Here is an 18,438-nt window from a genome sequence, read left to right on the forward strand (position 1 = left end):
CAGCATCTCCTTCAGGTTCCGGCCGGATTATGCATCAGGACGCGAAACCCAGCTGTATACGTAATTCATATCTTCTACAGATTGCAGATGCTCAACGACATGAAGCGGGCGGAAGGTATCGATCATAACCGCCAGTTCATTCGTCTCCTTCTTGCCAATGCTCTCTTCCACTTTGCCGGGATGAGGTCCGTGCGGAATGCCGGAGGGATGAAGCGTCATCGAACCTTCTTCAATCCCTTTACGGCTTCCGAAATTCCCTTTCACATAATAAAGCACCTCATCGCTATCCACATTGCTGTGAAAATACGGCGCGGGGATCGATTCCGGATGATAATCGTACAGTCTAGGACAGAACGAACAGATCACAAATTGATTGCCCTCGAACGTTTGATGAATCGGCGGCGGCATATGAATGCGACCCGTAATCGGTTCGAAATCGCGAATATTCAATATCCACGGATAAAGATAGCCGTCCCAGCCGACGACATCCAGAGGATGATGGGCGAAAATATGTGCGTGCATATAGCCGCCTTTTCGCGTACGTACTTCATATTCTCCCTTCTCTGTAAACGTTTCCAATTGTTCGGGGAGCCGTATATCCCGTTCGCAGTACGGGCTGTGCTCCAGCAGTTGCCCATGCTCATTCCGGTATCGTTTCGGCGTCGTAATCCAGCTGTTTGTTTCCACGATGAGAAGCTTTGTTTTGCCGGAATCCGGTACGACCCGGTAGATCGTTCCTATGGGGATCACGATGTAATCGCCGGGCCGATAGCGCAAGGTGCCGAACATGGTCTCGACCTTGCCAGACCCCTTGTGAACGAAAATCAATTCATCGCCATCCCCATTGCGGTAGTAGTAATCCATCGCCTCAGTAGGATGCGCGACGCCGATTAAGATGTCATCGTTGCCGAACATATATTGCCTGCCGTAGATGGCATCCCCTTTTAAGATCAGACGGTTGGTGCGAAAATGGCGATGACGAAGCGCGCCTTGCGTCTCAAATTGCGGTTTGCTCGCTGAGAGCAATTGCGCTTTCGTGATCTCAGTCGGCGCATGATGATGATAGAGAATGGATTGGATGCCTGAGAAGCCTTTGGTTCCCATCACTTGTTCACGGTAAAGCGTACCGTCAGGCTGACGAAATTGCGTATGTCGTTTCGGCGGAATCTCCCCCATCCGATGATAGAACGCCATGTTCCGCACCTCCCCTTCACTTCCCGGCTCTTACTTCCTTTCCAGTTCAAATGTGTCGGAAATCGCCCTCGTGTAGGTTTGACCCGCCATTCTGCCAATCGGTCTTAGCAATTCACTGTTGATTTTGCCGCCTTCGAATAGTTCATCCTGAACATGGATGCATACGACCTGCCCGATCACTAGGCTGCCGGCGCCGGGAAGCTCGCCAAACGTAACGATTTGATGTAACGTACATTCAAGCTGTACGTCACTTTCTTGTACACGCGGAGGCAGCACGCTGTGGCTCGGCACTTTCGTCAGACCCGTATAAGCGAATTCATCCACCTCAGGGGGGAATTCGATGGCGCAGTCATTCATTTGTGCGGCAATTTTCTCCCCAACAATGTTAATGACAAACTGCTTGGTCGCTTCAATATTAGCCAGCGTATCCTTCTTCTTCCCATCCGACCCTCGAATCATCGGCGCAAAACAGACCATCATCGGTTTCGCGCATATACCGGTAAAGAAGCTGAAGGGAGCTAAATTGCTATTGCCTTGCAGATCTACAGTGGAGACAAAAGCAATAGGACGCGGCAGAACGGAGCCGATCAGCAGCTTGTAGGCATCCCTCCACGCAAGCGTGCCAGGATCTACTTTCATCGCACCCACTCCTCAAGTTTGTCGTTATATCTTACAAATTCCCTCTTCGCGCTTGTTCGCGTTCAATCGATTCGAACAGCGCTTTAAAGTTGCCTTCTCCGAATCCGACAGCACCTTTACGCTGAATAATTTCAATGAATAACGTTGGACGATCCACGATTGGTTTGGTGAAAATTTGCAGCAAATACCCTTCATCGTCGCGGTCTACAAGAATGTTTAATTCTTGGAGCTTCGCAATCTCCTCATCGATTGTACCGACTCGCTCGGTTAACATTTCATAATAGCTGTCCGGCGTGCTCAGGAACTCGATCCCATTAGCTTTTAATGCCATTACAGTCGATATGATGTCATTCGACAATATAGCGATATGCTGGACGCCGGCGCCATGATAATAATCGAGGAATTCTTGAATCTGCGATTTCCGTTTCCCGGTCGCAGGCTCGTTGATCGGGAACTTAATCCGTCCGCCGCCAAACATAACCTTCGACATAAGCGCCGAATACTCAGTCGAGATGTCCTTGTCATCGAAATGGATCATCTGTTTAAAGCCCATGACCTTCTCGTAATACGACACCCATTCCTCCATCTGCTCCACATTGCCCACAACATGGTCAATCCCGATTAACCCTGTCGATTGATGCGGAATGTTCAGTTCGCAAGCCTCATAATGAGGCAAAAACACGCCTTTATAGTCACTCCGATTAATTAACGTATGGATGGTATCCCCATAAGTGCCAATGGCTGCCGTCGTTACGGTTCCGTTCGCATCCTGGTGCTCCCGAGGCTCCATAATCGGGATGCCTCCGCGAGCAACGGCCTCGCGGTAGGCCTTCTCCACATCGTCGATCCGCATAGCGATGTCTTTCACGCCATCACCGTGTTTTTTGACAAACTCGGCAATCGGATGATCCGGCGATAACGAACCACTGAGAACAAAACGCGCTTGATTCTGCTCCAGCAGATACGAGACCTTAGAGGATTCCCCTGTTTCTAAGCCCGCGTAAGCCGCCACCTTGAACCCGAACCCTTTGCTTAGATAATGCGCAGCTTGTTTTGCATTGCCGACATAAAGTTCGAGATAGTCGATGCCTCTGACCGGAAACAAATCCGATGGTTGATTGCTAACCCGTCGTTGTTTTTTCATGATGTCTCACCCTTTTTCTCACGGCAAGAGCCGTTTCCTCTTGCCGTTATCTTATTCAGCACCTGCGGACGTTGTCGAAGCAGCTATGTTAATATTTATTCAGCTAAAGGATGAACTATCCTAACCAATATGCGCGGAACTGAAAAAGAGCTGCCTCGCGGCAGCTCTTGGGTGAATTAGGATAGGTAGTTAGATCAGCACCGGAATGTTGATGGTCGACATGGCTTGTTTCTTCTGATCATCGTTGACATGCGTATAAATCATGGTGGTTTCGATCGAGGAATGGCCAAGCAGTTCCTTAACAACCCGAATATCGACGCCATTTCGAAGCAGCATCGTCGCGAAGGTATGTCGTAATTTATGACAAGACAGCTTCATATCGGTCAGCCCCGGTTTGTCCGCTTTGAAGGCGGCAAAGGTTTGCTCCGCAATCTTCTGAATTTGCCGGATGGACAGCCGTTTCCCCTTCTGAGAGACGAAGAATGCTTCTTCTTTCTCGCGATAAGGAGCGATTCTTTCCTGTTCCACTTTAACCAGAATCGACATTAGCATATCGGGTACAGGAATCTCGTTCCACTTTCTTCCTTTACCGAAGACTTCGATCGTCCCCTTCGCTTTCTTGAAATCTTTGAGATTCAATCGATGGACTTCGCCAACCCGCAAGCCGCAGTAGCTCATCAGTAAGAAAATCGCAAGATTGCGGTCACGGTACCGGCCATCAACAAAAGCTAAACTTTGAACAAGCTCCTCTTCCTCCAAGTAGACCGGCTTCTTGTTTTTCTCCGTCTTGGATTTCTTGACTTCCAGCGCGGGATTTCTTGTAGCCATCTCAAAATCGATCAAGGCTGCATAGAAAGAACGAATGGCGGATAGCGTTCTGTTCCTCGTGCGGTCACCAGTAGAATCTTGCTTGGAAACCAAATAACCGATCACATTCATCTTCCCGGCTTTCTGTGCCGAGAGCCCATCAAGCGATTGAAGATACGAATATGCTTCTCTCTTATACTCTCTTTGTGTTGTTGGGGTATATCCTGCTTGTTTCATCCATATGTGAAAAGCGCGCAGCTCTTCCTCGTAAATTTCATCGATTTCGTAGTTTTGGGGCATGGATTCACCTCTATGGTAGGCTGACTTTGATGAATATTGTCGATCTGAAACGAAAGTGCGCAAAATATGTGTTTTGCGCACTTTATTATAGCATGGTTTTGGGCGAACATGCATGGTTTTAACCGATTCTATTTCACAAACTAGAGGACTACGGTCCGGACTAGCTTCAGTGGTATATTTTTCTAATGATTGTACAGAATAACGTATGATCGTGGGTTCAATCTGCCTTAAATTTCCTTACCTTGCCGATGATGGAGGGTTCAACAGTGCCTAATCTTTCCGTTCCCGTGCCGATGCAGGAGCAAATCCGAGATCGTATGAAGGGAGCCCCTGACTTCGTCATTCGACCATTCCCTCTCCGTGGATCTGCGGCTTTCACCTGCCTCTATCTATCCTCGATTGTGGAATCGGCTCTGGTGGATGAGTTTGTGGTCAAACCTATGCTTGCCGCCGTTCCTCTTGAAGAGGAAAAGGAATTTGATATGGATGACCTAGACTGGTTTCATCGCCACATTCCCTTCGTCCAAAACAAGGAATGGACAGATGCCGATGAGGGCATCCGCCTGCTGCTGGAGGGCCAGTGCCTCCTCATTCCAACGCACATAAACCGTTTCCTAAGCTTTGACGTCAAACGCAATGACTATCGCAGTGTAACCGAGCCACAGACGGAAGCCACCGTACGCGGACCACGGGAAGGCTTCGTCGAAGACATCGGTCGGAACGTGGCTCTCATTCGCAAACGACTCAAAAGCGAAAATTTGGTGTTTGAACAGATGACCATCGGGACGAAGACGATGACCAAAGTGTATTTGACCTATTTACCTGACGTAGCCTCCGCTGAGGTCGTAGAAGAATTTCGTCGCAGGCTGCAGGCTATCCAAACTGACAGCATTCTGGAAAGCTCATATATGGAAGATTGGATCCAAGACAAGACGTGGTCACCGTTCCCGCAACTCATCGGGACAGAACGGCCGGACGCGGTAACGGGCAAATTGTTGGAAGGGCAAGTAGCGCTTCTCACCGACGGCACTCCGATTGCCTTGATCGGTCCGGTGACTTTTTTTCAACTCTTCTCTTCACCGGAAGATTATTACCAAAGGCCGGATATCGCAACACTTTCGCGATGGTTGCGCATGTTCGCTTTCATGCTCTCGGTCTTCATCCCTCCTTTATACATTGCCGTGGTCACCTTCCACCAGGAGCTGCTACCGACTTCGCTCTTGATAAATTTGGCCGCACAACGGGAAGCCGTTCCTTTCCCGGCGTTCCTGGAAGCCATGATCATGATGGTCACGTTCGAAATTTTGCGTGAAGCCGGTTTGCGAATGCCTCGGATTGCCGGTCAATCGATCTCCATCGTAGGCGCGCTCGTACTCGGCATGACGACGGTCGAAGCTGGACTTGTCTCCGCGGCGATGGTTATTGTCGTTTCGATCACGGCCATCTCCAACTTCGTGTCGCCTGTTTATGGCTTTGGCGTTGCGCAGCGGATCCTCCAGTTCGTGTTCATGCTGCTGGCCGGCTTTATGGGGTTATACGGCATCCTGTGCGGGACATTGTTTGTCTTGATCCATCTAGTCTCTTTGCGTTCCTTCGGAGTGAAGTACATGTCTCCCATCGCGCCTTTGGTTCTGTCAGACTTCAAAGACACGATCCTGCGCGTTCCTCGGTTCTGGATGAAACGAACACCTCAGATGTTCTCTAGAAAAAAATAGGGGGCCGAACAATGCGAAAATTATGGCTCTTGATCTTACTAATCGCCTTATTTCTCTGTTCAGGCTGCTGGGACAAGAAGGAAATCAACGAACTGGCCATCGTCACCACATTCGGCATCGACCGGGAACCATCGACGGGTATGTATATCGCTTATTACCAAGTAATTAACCCGCCGGCCCTTTCCTCCAGGCAAAGCGGCGGATCCAAAGCGTCGGTTTACACCTATCGTTTCAAGGAATATAGCTTGGGCAGGTTCATGCAGAAAACGTCCACGATGATGCCGCGTTTGCTTTTCACTTCACATTTGCAGTGCTATATATTATCCGAAGAGGTAGCCCGTCAAGGTATCATTGATATCCTTAACTACTTGGAAACGACACCCGAATGGCGCATGAATGTTTATCTGTTTGTAACGGATTCCCCTCTAAAGGACGTTATGAACAGCTTTACGACACTCGAAAAGGTGCCCGGACGCCATGCCACTTCGCTTGTTCGCATTTTATCGCGGGGGTCCTTTACGGGAGGCGTAGAGCCGATCCGTGTCAAAGACATCGTGACAGGAATGGAATTCCAACTGCCGACACTCATACCGATGATCCACTACCGCGGCAAACCGGCGGATACTACGGAGAGAATGGAGCAGATTGATGTCAGCGAACAAGCCCCTTCCTTTTTTGCGGACAGCGCGGTGTTCTTCAAAGGACGCATGGTAGGACGCTTGGACAGTGAGAATAAATACTATTACCACATCCTGAACACTAAATATCGGAAATTCACAGAAACGGTTAAAGTAGGTGGAAATTACGTTGACGTCGAGACGAGTAACGTCCAAGTGAAACGAAAATGGGACCGATCCGCCAATCGTCTCAACATCCTCATTCATGCTGATCTCCGCATATTGAATAACACACAGAATACCAATTTAACATTGGAAAACTTACACATGATCGAAAAGGCGTTTAATCGCGTCGTAGCAGAAAAAGCGAAGAAGATGGTTGTATTGGGAAAGCGGAATAACTGGGATCTGTTGGGCTTGCAGGATGAAGGGGCTACTGCGGCTACATGGCGGCAGACGCTCGTGAATTTCATAGTCTCTTCTGACATTACGACGACCGGCAACAAGAGTGATCCCTATACCAAGGAAGGCAAGGAAGGATGAAAAGCATATGATACCCATCCGGCTCAGCGCGTGGCAGTTTCATTTGATGACGCAAGTCTATGTCATCGGAACTGCATTTATTCTGCTGCCCGGCCCAATCATCTCAAGCGCAAAACAATATGGTTGGGTTGTCGTCATTTGGGCGACCTTGTATGGGCTGGTGCTTGCTTTCGGCTACTTGTACCTTGCCAAGCTGTATCCGGGAAAGACACTTGTCGAGATCGCTTTGCAGGCATTCGGCAAGTGGGCTGGCGGCTTTATCTCTTTACTGTATATCATCTTTTTCATCCAAATTGCATCGTGGGTTACCCGCGAACTTGGTGATTTCATGCATATTAACCTTATGCCACGCACACCTATTTCTTTTTTCCATATCATGATCTTGCTTGTCAGTGCGTACGCCGTGTCGAAGGGGATTGAATCAATCGCCTTGGTGAACGAACTTCTGGTGCCTTACCTCTATTTAGCGTTTTGGGTTCCGATAGTCATCATGATGCGGGAGTGGAATTGGCGTTATTTTCACGTCTCCTACCCTTTCCAGCTTAGCGATGTCATTATTCAAACCCGATTCGTGTTGGCGTTCCCCTTTATGGAGACAGTGGCGTTCTTGATGTTCATACCGTTTGTGCAGGGAAAAGTGAAAATCCCGTTTATTACGGGAATCGCTTTCTCTGGCTTAATGTTGACGGGGTGCGTTTTTATTTCGATTGGGGTTCTTGGTGTGTATCGCGGGCAAAAATTGGTTTACCCCATCTTTTCGATATTCCGAGAAATGAGATTTACCGGCTTCATTGAGCATTTGGAAGCGATTCTGGCCGTAAATATCGTGCTGGTAGTCTGTATGAAGCTGTGCATACTATTTTATTGCGCCGTTTCCGGCGTTTGTCAGTTGTTCAAAATTGAGAAGCGAAACATTGTGATTTATCCAATGGTGTGGATCATTTCCGCGTATTCGTTGCTGTTTATGAATATAGTCGAACTTCTCGATTGGGTAAAAAATTATTTGTTCGAATACTACTCTTTATTCGCCGTGGCGTTTCCAGCTCTCTTCATTGTAGCGGCCAAATGGAGAAATAACGGTCGCCTGATGAAGAAGGACGGCTCGGCATGAGTATGACTTGAATGATGCGATCGCCTTCATCATCGAGCGAGAAGCCGGTATCTCCAGAGATACCGGCTTCTTGTTGTCTAATAATCTTAATCCTATTCTTTCAGGGCTAAATTAGCGTAGAGGTCTGAGTCCAATGCGAAGTTCATCCACAAAAAGCATCGGCTGCTCCCACGCCGCGAAGTGTCCGCCCTTGTCGAGCTTATTGTAGTAGATAAGATTCGGATACGCCTTCTGCGTCCAGCTCTTCGGCGCTTCATAGACCTCGTCAGGAAAAACGCTCACGGCAACGGGAAGTTTGACGCCATAGGTGCCAAAGAACGGGTATTTGTTTTCCCAGTAAAGGCGTGCCGAAGAAATCGGCGTATTGGTCAACCAGTAGAGCGTGATGTTGTCGAGCACATCGTCTCGGGAAAGGCCCTCCGGTTGTCCGTTGAATGCCTTCGTTATCAAATCCAGGCTTTTCGCGTCATGGTCCAGCATAAAAGCGGCCATACCTATGGGCGAATCCGCAAGCCCCGTAAGCGTCTGCGGGCGAGTTCCCATCATCAGGGCGTATGCAACATGCTTGTAAAAGAAGTCCAGCTGCTCGCAAGCCCGTTTTTCTTCGCCTGTCAGACCAGGCGGGCAGCCCTTGCCGGATTGAATCGCCTTCTCGAGATCGGACGGAACTACAAAGGGCAAGTTGGTGTGAATGCCGATCAGTCCACTAGGCTGTTGGACCGCCATTACTTCTGCTATAATAGCACCCCAGTCGCCGCCTTGCGCCACATACTTCTTGTAACCAAGTCGATTCATCAGCTCTCCGTAAGCACGAGCTATGCGGTCTGGACCCCAACCGGTCGTGGTCGGTTTTCCCGAAAACCCAAAACCAGGCATCGACGGAATGACGACATCGAACGCGTCCGATGCCTTCCCGCCATAGGCCGTGGGATTGGTCAGTGGGTCGATTAACTTCAGCTTCTCGACAATCGAGCCCGGCCATCCGTGCATAATGATGATTGGCAGCGCGTTTTCATGCTTCGATCGGACGTGAATGAACTGAATGTCCTCCCCATCGATATTGGTGACGAACATCGGCAGAGCGTTCAACTTGTCCTCGAATTTGCGCCAGTCGTAATCGTTCGCCCAATAATGGGCCAAGTTCTTCATCGTTGCAAGCTGCGTGCCTTGCGATTGATCCGACACCGTTTCTTTATCCGGCCATCTTGTCGCAAGTATACGCCTGCGCAAATCGGTAAGATCCGCATCCGGAATATGCACCTGAAACGGTCGAATGGCTTTGGAATCCGCTTCGGATTCAGGTGGGGCTCCATACGAGTTCGCACTTACTGTTAGGGATATCGCGCCGAACGTCGTCAATACTAGGGATAAAGTCACAAGCATGGCCAATCGAAACCAGAACTTGCTGCTGTTTAAATGCAATTGTAGGCATGCTCCTTTAAGAAAGGTAATGGGTTATCTTTATCATTAGGTTCCTAACAAAGCAGAACAATTATCCGCTATTTCAAAATAAAAAAAAAGCCGCGCAAACGCGGCTCAGCATATCTACAGCATGATCTGCCGGCATTTCAGACGATGAACGTACCGATATGCGCGAGCATGGCGTCCAACACCGCTTCGAGCGGATTCGTCTCTTTTCTAACCTGAGTAAGGAGAAGCCCTCCCTGAAGTGCAGTCAACAGCGCAAGCGCGAGATGGTTCGGGTCCGCATCGGCTCTTAGCTCTCCACGGTCATACATTGCGCGAATTCCTTTGCGAATGGCGAGCTCCCATTGCATAAATCCGGCTACGAGTTCGCTTCGAGCTTCCGGATCTGTATCCGCCAGCGCACTGGCAAGCGAGCCAATCGAACAGCCACCTTGGAATTGCCGTTCAATTTGAAGCTTCACAACTGCATCGCGCCACGAGCGAAGCGACTCCATGCTATCCAAATGGCTTAGCAGAGGCTCCTGGGCATCCAGCACCTGTTCGGTCTGATACACTATAACCGCCAATACGAGATCGCGCTTCTCCTTGAAGTAGTGGTACAGCTGGGAGGCACTGACCTTAGCCTCCCGCTGCACGTCTTCCACGCTTGTACCCGCAACGCCGCGATCAAACATCAATTTGGCCGCGGCAGCGACGATACGTGCGCGTGTTTCTTTTCCTTTTTTCGTCAGCCGCTGCTCTGGTTTTTTTACATCCATTATATTTTCCATGCATGTAGTATAACAAAAATGGATTTTACAATCCATAAAAAAGCTGTTTGAGGTATGCCGGAAAAAGAAAAATTGAATCCAAGTCAACGCAGCTCCTATCGTCAACAAAGTGGTGCGTCTTCAATAATTAAACTGCGGTTTGTCCACCGTCGACGGCAAGGTTTGTGCCATGAATGAAGCTGGCACGATCCGTCGCGAGGAAGACGACAGCTTCGGCAATCTCATCCGCTGATGCAGGACGGCCTGCCGGTGCTTGGGCCGCAAGTTGATCAAGACCTTCGCCCATGGCATCAGTTCCTTCGGTGCGCGTAGGTCCTGGACTAACGGTATTGACACGGACACCGCTTGGGCCGTATTCGGCTGCCCACGCTTTGGTAAGCAGGTTGATAGCCGCTTTGCTCGAACCGTATAGACTCATACCCGACATTCCGTAATCGGCCAGCATCGTCGAGATGTTGACGATCGCCCCCTTGCCACTCTCCGCCATCAGCGGCGCCAATTCGGCGACTAGAAAATAGGGTGCTTTGACGTTCAGCGCATACACGCGTTCAAAATCATCCTCCGTCGTTTCATGCGTCGGTCCAAATGGGAAGACGCCTGCATTGTTGACAAGAATGTCGACTCGTCCGTTACCTAGTTCGACTGCTCGCTTAGCCAGGCTTCTTGCGCTCGACGCATCGCTAAGATCCGTCTGCACGAAATCCGCCTTTCCTCCCGCTGCGCGGATAGCCTTAATCGTCTGTTCGCCACGCTCCGCATTGCGCCCCGCAACCACGACATGGACGCCTTGTGCGGCGAGTTGATTCGCAACTGCCCGACCAATTCCGCTTGTTCCTCCTGTAATAAGTGCTGTTGATTGTTTCGAAATCATATTGTTCTATCCCCTTTTTGTTTTTTTGGAGTGTTTACTCCATTCCTCAGAACCCATACTAACAAACCAATTTTGGATTGTCAACTCCAAAAAATCATCGTAGTACTTGATTTCATATCGATAAAGTCAGGAAACTGTTATCGTTTCTTTCGTATCCCCCTCTCAAAAAAATAAAAGCTGCCGAATTAGACGGCAGCTTTTATTTATGGATTTAGTTTACGGATTTAGTTCACTTAATTGCGCCAAATCGTCAACACTCGAGTTGTTATTTACCCGTTCTACTTGCTTCGCGAAAGTATACGGCTTTCTGGACAATAGAGATGATCGTGAGAACTATGATAGGCAACGGCGAAAATTCAAACAGGAAGGAATAAAGAACGAAGAACAAAATGCCGCGGGTTGATTCAAAAAGTCTCACGCCATGCAGTTATTCTCTATCTCTCCCCCTTCCTTTCAACCCTACTACTTTTTGTGGTAAAATATAAGTTCTGAATGATAGTAAGAGGAGAGATTCATAGCATGGAAACAAACTTCCCAACGTCTGCAAATCGATCAGTCGAGCGAGCTTCCCGCAAAACAAAGTCATCCGTTCCGGTGTTTCTTGCAGCCTGGGTGCTGCTAATCAGCTGTGGCGTTGTAGGCACAGTCTGGTATACCGGCCAAGTGAAGGATAAATTGACACAAGACATTAGCGCTCAAACAGCGCAGCAAATTACATTAATGCAGCAAAATTACGATGCACAGCTGAAGCAAATGCAGACTGATTTTTCTGGTGAGTTGAATAAGGTGCAAGGCAAGGTCGACGCACTTAATGAATTATTGGAGTTTACTAAAGATAATACAAATAACAAAACCGACAACAGCAACAAGCTGTTCTCGCAGCTGAACGAGGTTAAGAAAAAACTGGCCGAGCTGCAGAAAAGTTTGGACGTGTTGAAATGACGCTGAGCATTAAACAAATCAACCGATTTTGTCTGATGGCATGCGCGCCGTTCATCGGGCTAGCCATTTGGCTGATGGCCGCGGATCTGTCCGTCACGCTTCCGGACAGTACTTATCCGAAGCTGGTTTTATCGCATGCTAATATTCCAGAGGACACCGGGAAGCTGACAGCAGGTTTAGACCAGGCCAAGAAGACCGCGCTCGTCACAGCCAAATCACTCAAGAAATCAATCCAGCTTTATACGACAACGAACAAAAACATGGATGCCATCGTTTCGATCGCCGGCGCACAGGCAAATCGTCCCTATCGGATCTATGATCGGCGCATTACGCGGAAGATCGGTGCACCAACGCAGCAGATAGAGTCGGATAACGTCCGTGCGCAGCTATTTGTGATTCATGCGCAGTATTTCAAGGGGTATGCGCTTAAGATTAAACTGAAATCGCCCGATGCCATGAAAATGGTCCTCGGCCAAGACAAAAACGGCGGAGCGGAGACAACGCTTGCGGCTGTTGGTCGCTACCATGCCATAGCCGGTGTGAATGCCGGCGGCTTCGCTGATGATGGCAACAAACGTTATCCGCTAGGTACCACTGTAATGAACGGCAATTATTTGAACGGCTTCTCTCCGTCCTTTAAAGATTTGTTCTTCGTCGGACTAAACGATAAGTTAGAGCTCATCGGTGGCAAGTATTCGAGTAAATCGCATCTGGATAGCGAAAATCCGAAGTTCGGTGCTTCATTTGTTCCGGTGCTCTTGCAAAATGGAAGTGCACAGCCGATCCCGGACAAATGGCGGACTAGCCCATTGCGCGCGCCTCGGACAATTATTGCTAATTATAAGGACAACCAGCTGCTCTTTCTCGTCATAGACGGACGCAACGAGAATGGCAGTTCAGGCGCAACGCTTCAGGAAACGCAGTTTCTGCTTCAGCGGTACGGTGCGATCGATGGGTACAACCTGGACGGTGGAGGTTCGTCGACGCTCGTCTTCAATGGCCGCGTCGTCAATCATCCGTCGGACGGACGACTTCGCCCGGTTCCGACCCATTTTCTCTTTTTCAAGTAAGTATGCTCATAGAAATGAAACAGTATTTCATCATTAACGTCATCACGATCTGGATCACGAACCATTTTCGTGAATCAGACCATCCTTTGTCCGTAAGCCCACGTGTATCCACGCTTTTCTATTATTTCACATGTGGTTGGTGCAGATACGCATTCATATCAAAAAAGCTGCTTAGGCTGTATCGTTTATAGAAAACTTCATCCATCGCAAGTGTATCTTCGAAACTTACAAGCACCGGCACATCGTCGGTTGAGAGATGAGCATTGTGAGCGTATTCCTCGCGAGAATCTAAGATAAGTGCATGGGCGAACTCTGCCGATGCTTCGAGTATTTTCCCTTGTTTCCACAAGATCATGCCGAGTGTGTTACGGGCGAGCGCCCAATTGGGCTTCAATCGCACTGCTTCTCTGGCATCTGCTTCCCGGTGATGAAGATAAAATCCACCTTGCCGGAGTGCACAAAGTGCAACATCCAGATGCGATTGTGAAGCATGGTCCGGGTTATTATAATCAAACCCGTTTGGATCATCAAACACTTCGTACGAAATAGCGCCTTCCCAATAATATTGAACATTGCTGAGGTTTTTGAATTCCCAATGCGTGAGAACTTGAAGCTCCGGTGAAGAAGGTACGGCGCTTAGCGAAAGATGACCGAGCGGATGACGTATAAATTGCCGGCGCTCGAAGATTATCGTCCCCCCCTGTAGGGATACAAACCAATTATGCGACGGATTAGGACCCAGCAGTAGCTCGAAAATTTTCTGCGGCGTTTCGATAAACCCGCGCTTGGCAACTCGCATCATTTCTTCGCACGCGTCCCTGGGTGAAACGGTGTGTTCGAACACTTGGCGTGATAACGCAAAATCAAAACTCTTATCCGTAAAGGGCATTTTCTCGGCGAAACATTCCACATAATCAAAACCTGTGTCAATACCTGCTCCTGAACGATGAGAGTTATGGGTTAAGAAGGGCTCTGTTACCGTATTCGCGCGGGAAAATGGATTGGATCCGCCGCCAATATCGAGGACGTGCTCTCCGTGTTGTATATTAAGTAGTTGTGCGAGGAGTTCATCATTTAATACGGGAAACACGTTGCCAAATGAATTTTTCAGCGGTATGTTGCGTGTGTACCCGCCCATGTTAAAGTTCAATAGGTTATTGAAATCCAGATGATTACCTCCTTGAGAAGGAATGATAGCACTTTTACAATGTGCCACCTTATAGTATGTGGGTCATTTCTCCTTCCGAACAAATAATTCGTGCGACTCTAAGAAAAATTCAAACCGATCTTGGGCTCAGAGTTTCGAATATTTCTGCAGTAAACTGCTCTTGCAACAGCGATTAGGCAAAGATTCGGACCGGAGCACCGGCTAAATAGGCTTCAATATCTTCAACGATGTCCGAATAAAATTTCGCGTAACCGGCTTGTGATACATAGCCGATATGAGGCGTAGTTAGCAGATTCGGAAGCGATCGGTATAGATCGTCCTTCGGCAACGGCTCCACCTCGAACACATCTACTGCGGCTCCGGCGATCCACCCGCTCTGTAAGGCCTCCGCAAGTGCTGCTTGATCAACGATTGGAGCTCGGGAAGTATTGATTAGCCGCGCAGTAGGACGCATACGCTTAAGGTCCTCTGCACCAATTAATCCTCTTGTCCGCTCGCTCAACACGAGATGGATCGATACAAAATCACTGTTCTCCAGAAGCGCTTCCTTGGAAGCTGCTAATTTCACCCCGATCTCGTCCGCTCGAAGTTGCGTTAAATTCTGACTCCATGCCATAACATTCATGCCGAACACTTGTCCGAATTTTGCGATCTGGCTGCCTAATTTACCAAGTCCAAGTACACCAAGCGTCTTGCCGTGCAAATCTACGCCGATGGTGCTTTGCCACTGGCCGCTTCTTATTGCGTTATGCTCCTGCACGATATTTCGGGATAAGGCGAGTAGTAATGCCCATGTGAGTTCGGCTGTCGCATTGCCGGCGCCACCGGTTCCGCATACGATTATACCTCTCGAAGCGGCTGCATTCAGATCAATCGAAGCATTGCGCATACCTGTCGTAATGAGCAGTTTCAAACGAGGAAGCTTGTCCAGAAGGGATTCGCGGAATGGCGTCCGCTCCCGCATAATGACGACAATCTCACAATCGGCAATCAGCTCGACCAGTTCATCCTGTTGATCGATATGCCGCGTAATGCTCTTAACTTCCACCCTGTCCAGAATCGGCGACCAATCCGCGGCAGTCAACGCCACTTCCTGATAATCGTCCAGTATCGCACAACGTAGCCTCATTATTATAGTGCCTCCTTATGCCCGCCAAAAAGTTGAACAATCTGCTTTATCCATCCTATTAAATGTGATGATTTGCTCAAGTAATGCGTAATCCACCGGACTATCCCACTCGATTCGAAATAACAGCTTGGTTTGCGTATAGCCAGCTTCCTTAATTCTAGCAGCAAACTCATTCATCCCTGCTTTCTCAGGGGCAACAGCCAAATGCTGTTTGGATACGCTAAAACCAATAATAAACGTCCCGTGGTCTGTATACATAGGCTGCTTCCAAGCGAATTTAGGCTCTAGATCGGGGAATGTAGCAGCTACCCATTCTAAAACTTCTTCCGTTCGAGCGCGATGCTGCGGGTTTTCAATACCTTCTAAATAATCTGCAAAAACTTCCACGTTGTTCCCTCCCGGAATAACTGAATCTCAAAAAAAATCGCTGCCGCATACCGTTTGATTCCATCTGGCTATCGCTGTCATCGATCCGCGTTTTGTACCAGTATTTTTCTCCACTTCTCGCTGCTGCAGAAACACGTTCCACTGACTCACAAACCAAATAGTTAACCACATTAATAGAAGCATGGCGCCAACTCGCAAAACTATTTTCAAATCGCAATTCGTACCTCCCACACCAATCCGGATCTTCTCATTATTCACGGAAACCACGCTGCAAAACACTGTTCCTGCGAATTTAATTAGATCGTGTCCCACTCCACATCGAGCAGATAACGTGCCGCCGGGGAAAGGCGCTTATAGGTTTTGACGCGGATATACTCCTTGGCGTTCAAATGTCCGGGCGATTGATGCTGATCCCTCGCCATATAGAAAGGATGCACGGCTCTGCGTGTTCCTGATGTTCGGTTTGTTGTTCCCCCATGCCACAGATGGCTAACCATCACTGCAACGGAACCTGATGGCGCAAGCAATTGTATTTCATCCGGATGAGACTCAAGCGCCTTACCGCTTTCCCAATCTGTAACGGGGTTAACTCCCGAGCGATGCGTTCCCGGTACGACGCGGGTTGATCCGTTCTCAAGTGTAAAGTCATCCAGCATCAACACACAGGTGACCGCATTAATAGGCCCTCCCGGCGCACAAGGCCAATCGCTGTGCAAGGATTGAAGTCCTTCTCCGGGTACGGCATCACGTCCGTTCAAAGTCACAAATTTGAACTCCCGTTGGATCAAATAGGCGACGGAGGCAACTACCTTCGGCAACGTATAAAGCCCATCGAATACAGGTCCTTGATTTTCCAAATCAAACAGCCTTCTCGTTCCGGCTTCACGTTGATGGGCAATTGTACCCGCTGCTTTGGCCATGAGTTCCTCATACTTCCCTCTAAGTACCTCCAGCCATGCTTCGTCAATCAATCTTTCGAAAACAATGTAACCTTGTTCATCGAGCGTCTGCCTCTCCTCGGCACTTAGCGTATCTTCAGTAACGCCAAGCTCTTCTAGCATCTGGTGCATATCCATTCGGGCATGTCCTCCTTATGCTTCTCTAATCTTCACTATTAGTATAGGTGATCGGACATCGGTTTGCAGGATTTTATTGGCATATATCGGCTTCATGTTCTGAACTAGAAGTAGAAACATACGAATAGAAATGGACGCTTTCTGAAGGAGGAGATTCATGTACGCCTTAGCTTGGCTGATTCTGACTGCCGTGCTCGTACTGATCGAGCTGCATACGGGGACGTTCTATTTTCTACTCCTTGCTGCCGCATCCGTCCTCACCATGATTACCGCACTTGCGGGACTCCCGATCTTGGTTCAATGCTTCACGTTCGTTGTTGCGATTGCCCTGATGTATATCTTCCTGCTGCCTCTCCTTCGTAAACTAATCCCCTCTTCATCAAAATCCATGATCCCACAGCTCTCCGATTATTTGGTGGGACAAGAAGCATTTGTCGTTCAGACGATTTCTCCGGACGAAGCCGGTTTGGTCAAACTCCATGGCGAGATATGGTCCGCGGTAGCTAACGAAAGAATTGAAGAAGGAAGCAAAGTAACTGTAGCAGAGGTTCGAGTAACCAAATTATTCGTGACAAAGGAGTAGATGCAGATTGGTTGGGATTATCGTTTTTATCGTTATTCTGGCAGTAGTGGTTGCCGTTGTAATCAAGGGGATTCGCATCATTCCGCAGCAAACCGTAGCGATTGTAGAGCGACTGGGAAAATACAATAAAACGCTTCACGCCGGGGTGAATTTAATCATTCCGGTTATTGATAAAATCCGGCGTCGCCACGACCTTAGAATCCATCAGGAAACGGTTCCTTCGCAATCCGTCATTACGAAGGACAATGTCGCGATCGGCATAGAGCTCGCTACGTTCTTCAGTGTCGTTGATGCCAAGCTCGCCACTTATGGCATTGCCAACTACGTTGGCGGCATACATAACATAGTGGCTTCGGCGCTGCGTGCGACGATCGGTAAGATGGAATTGGACGAAATCCTCTCCAACCGCGACCGCATCCAAACAGATTTGCGTCTGGTGCTTGATCAGGCATCCGAAAATTGGGGCGTTCGTATCGACCGCGTCGAAGTGCTGCAATTAGCCATTCCTGCCGATATTCAGAATTCAATGGAGAAACAAATGCGGGCTGAACGCGAGAAACGCGCCATCATCCTGCAGGCTGAAGGCGAGAAGCAATCAACCGTACTGCGCGCTGAGGCGCAGCAAGCTGCAGTCGTCCTTGCAGCCGAAGCAGAGAAGAAGCGGCAAATCTTGGATGCGGAAGCCAAGCAAAAGGCGCAAGAGCTGGAAGCGATCGGAAAAGCGGAAGCGATTAAACATGTCGCGAACGCGGAACGAGCGAGAATCGAGGCGATCAAGGTAGCCGGTCTGGATGCTCAGATTCTTGCCTATAAATCTTTCGAGGCTCTTGGTCAAATGGCGGAGGGCCGGGCAACCACCATCTTTATCCCAACCGACGCAGTGAATGCGCTGGGTTCAGCCGGTATGATTGGCAAAATATTCGATATTACCAACCCCAAATAAT

18 protein-coding genes are annotated in these 18,438 nt (G+C 48.9%); 7 read left to right on the plus strand and 11 right to left on the minus strand.

The features are described from left to right. Positions 1–27: 27 nt before the first annotated feature. The 4 genes from AC6ESO_RS20810 to AC6ESO_RS20825 all read right to left on the minus strand — a co-directional run bounded on the left by AC6ESO_RS20810 (position 28) and on the right by AC6ESO_RS20825 (position 4,084). Positions 28–1,194, minus strand: coding sequence for a homogentisate 1,2-dioxygenase (locus tag AC6ESO_RS20810; protein ID WP_497093052.1), 1,167 nt, complete (start codon positions 1,192–1,194; stop codon positions 28–30). Between the two features lie 30 nt (positions 1,195–1,224). Continuing rightward, positions 1,225–1,833 carry a flavin reductase family protein gene (locus tag AC6ESO_RS20815; RefSeq protein WP_497093053.1) on the minus strand — a complete coding sequence of 203 codons (609 nt, stop codon included), beginning with the start codon at positions 1,831–1,833 and terminating at the stop codon, positions 1,225–1,227. 31 nt (positions 1,834–1,864) lie between these two features. Then, the gene (gene hppD / locus AC6ESO_RS20820) at positions 1,865–2,977 is read right to left on the minus strand and encodes a 4-hydroxyphenylpyruvate dioxygenase (protein WP_497093054.1); all 1,113 of its coding nucleotides are present in this window, start codon (positions 2,975–2,977) and stop codon (positions 1,865–1,867) included. Positions 2,978–3,166: 189 nt separating this feature from the next. Then, positions 3,167–4,084, minus strand: a complete 918-nt coding sequence (locus AC6ESO_RS20825) for a tyrosine-type recombinase/integrase (protein ID WP_497093055.1) — start codon at positions 4,082–4,084, stop codon at positions 3,167–3,169. 266 nt (positions 4,085–4,350) lie between these two features. On the opposite strand from AC6ESO_RS20825, the gene AC6ESO_RS20830 reads away from it, so the two are divergent. Genes AC6ESO_RS20830 through AC6ESO_RS20840 form a run of 3 tightly spaced genes read left to right on the plus strand, consistent with a single transcriptional unit; the run spans position 4,351 to position 8,070 of the window. Beyond that, positions 4,351–5,799 carry a spore germination protein gene (locus AC6ESO_RS20830; RefSeq protein WP_497093056.1) on the plus strand — a complete coding sequence of 483 codons (1,449 nt, stop codon included), beginning with the start codon at positions 4,351–4,353 and terminating at the stop codon, positions 5,797–5,799. A gap of 11 nt (positions 5,800–5,810) precedes the next feature. Further along, positions 5,811–6,959: a Ger(x)C family spore germination protein gene (locus AC6ESO_RS20835; protein ID WP_497093057.1), complete on the plus strand. Its 1,149-nt coding sequence runs from the start codon at positions 5,811–5,813 to the stop codon at positions 6,957–6,959. A gap of 7 nt (positions 6,960–6,966) precedes the next feature. Next, the gene (locus AC6ESO_RS20840; protein ID WP_497093058.1) at positions 6,967–8,070 is read left to right on the plus strand and encodes a GerAB/ArcD/ProY family transporter; all 1,104 of its coding nucleotides are present in this window, start codon (positions 6,967–6,969) and stop codon (positions 8,068–8,070) included. Positions 8,071–8,181: 111 nt separating this feature from the next. Here the strand turns inward: AC6ESO_RS20840 and AC6ESO_RS20845 are convergent, their stop codons facing one another. From AC6ESO_RS20845 to AC6ESO_RS20855, 3 genes are all read right to left on the minus strand, one after another. Beyond that, positions 8,182–9,492: an epoxide hydrolase family protein gene (locus tag AC6ESO_RS20845; RefSeq protein WP_497093059.1), complete on the minus strand. Its 1,311-nt coding sequence runs from the start codon at positions 9,490–9,492 to the stop codon at positions 8,182–8,184. A gap of 146 nt (positions 9,493–9,638) precedes the next feature. Next, entirely contained in the window at positions 9,639–10,256 is a 618-nt protein-coding gene (locus tag AC6ESO_RS20850) for a TetR/AcrR family transcriptional regulator (RefSeq protein WP_497093060.1), read from the minus strand. Between the two features lie 139 nt (positions 10,257–10,395). Beyond that, positions 10,396–11,139, minus strand: a complete 744-nt coding sequence (locus tag AC6ESO_RS20855) for an SDR family NAD(P)-dependent oxidoreductase (protein ID WP_497093061.1) — start codon at positions 11,137–11,139, stop codon at positions 10,396–10,398. 519 nt (positions 11,140–11,658) lie between these two features. Between AC6ESO_RS20855 and AC6ESO_RS20860 the strand changes: the two genes are divergently transcribed. Then, positions 11,659–12,081 (plus strand): hypothetical protein, encoded by a 423-nt coding sequence (locus tag AC6ESO_RS20860; RefSeq protein ID WP_497093062.1) that lies wholly within the window; start codon positions 11,659–11,661, stop codon positions 12,079–12,081. After that, positions 12,078–13,151 (plus strand): phosphodiester glycosidase family protein, encoded by a 1,074-nt coding sequence (locus tag AC6ESO_RS20865; protein ID WP_497093063.1) that lies wholly within the window; start codon positions 12,078–12,080, stop codon positions 13,149–13,151. Before AC6ESO_RS20860 ends, AC6ESO_RS20865 begins: the two co-directional genes overlap by 4 nt. Before the next feature lie 121 nt (positions 13,152–13,272). Here AC6ESO_RS20865 and AC6ESO_RS20870 read toward each other — a convergent pair whose 3' ends face one another. The 4 genes from AC6ESO_RS20870 to AC6ESO_RS20885 form a co-directional block, all read right to left on the minus strand. Continuing rightward, positions 13,273–14,301 carry a class I SAM-dependent methyltransferase gene (locus AC6ESO_RS20870; RefSeq protein ID WP_497093064.1) on the minus strand — a complete coding sequence of 343 codons (1,029 nt, stop codon included), beginning with the start codon at positions 14,299–14,301 and terminating at the stop codon, positions 13,273–13,275. 190 nt (positions 14,302–14,491) lie between these two features. Further along, positions 14,492–15,448 (minus strand): D-2-hydroxyacid dehydrogenase family protein, encoded by a 957-nt coding sequence (locus AC6ESO_RS20875; RefSeq protein ID WP_497093065.1) that lies wholly within the window; start codon positions 15,446–15,448, stop codon positions 14,492–14,494. 15 nt (positions 15,449–15,463) lie between these two features. Continuing rightward, the gene (locus AC6ESO_RS20880; RefSeq protein ID WP_497093066.1) at positions 15,464–15,835 is read right to left on the minus strand and encodes an iron chaperone; all 372 of its coding nucleotides are present in this window, start codon (positions 15,833–15,835) and stop codon (positions 15,464–15,466) included. Between the two features lie 296 nt (positions 15,836–16,131). After that, on the minus strand, positions 16,132–16,911 hold the full coding sequence (locus AC6ESO_RS20885; protein ID WP_497093067.1) for a phytanoyl-CoA dioxygenase family protein: 780 nt from the start codon (positions 16,909–16,911) through the stop codon (positions 16,132–16,134). A 157-nt stretch (positions 16,912–17,068) separates the two neighbouring features. Here AC6ESO_RS20885 and AC6ESO_RS20890 point away from each other — a divergent pair, with 157 nt between their 5' ends. Together AC6ESO_RS20890 and AC6ESO_RS20895 are read left to right on the plus strand one after the other, a co-directional pair. After that, positions 17,069–17,494: an NfeD family protein gene (locus AC6ESO_RS20890; RefSeq protein ID WP_497093068.1), complete on the plus strand. Its 426-nt coding sequence runs from the start codon at positions 17,069–17,071 to the stop codon at positions 17,492–17,494. Between the two features lie 7 nt (positions 17,495–17,501). After that, positions 17,502–18,437, plus strand: a complete 936-nt coding sequence (locus AC6ESO_RS20895; RefSeq protein ID WP_497093069.1) for an SPFH domain-containing protein — start codon at positions 17,502–17,504, stop codon at positions 18,435–18,437. Position 18,438: the final 1 nt, after the last annotated feature.

The sequence above is a fragment of the Paenibacillus rhizoryzae genome (assembly GCF_059686995.1).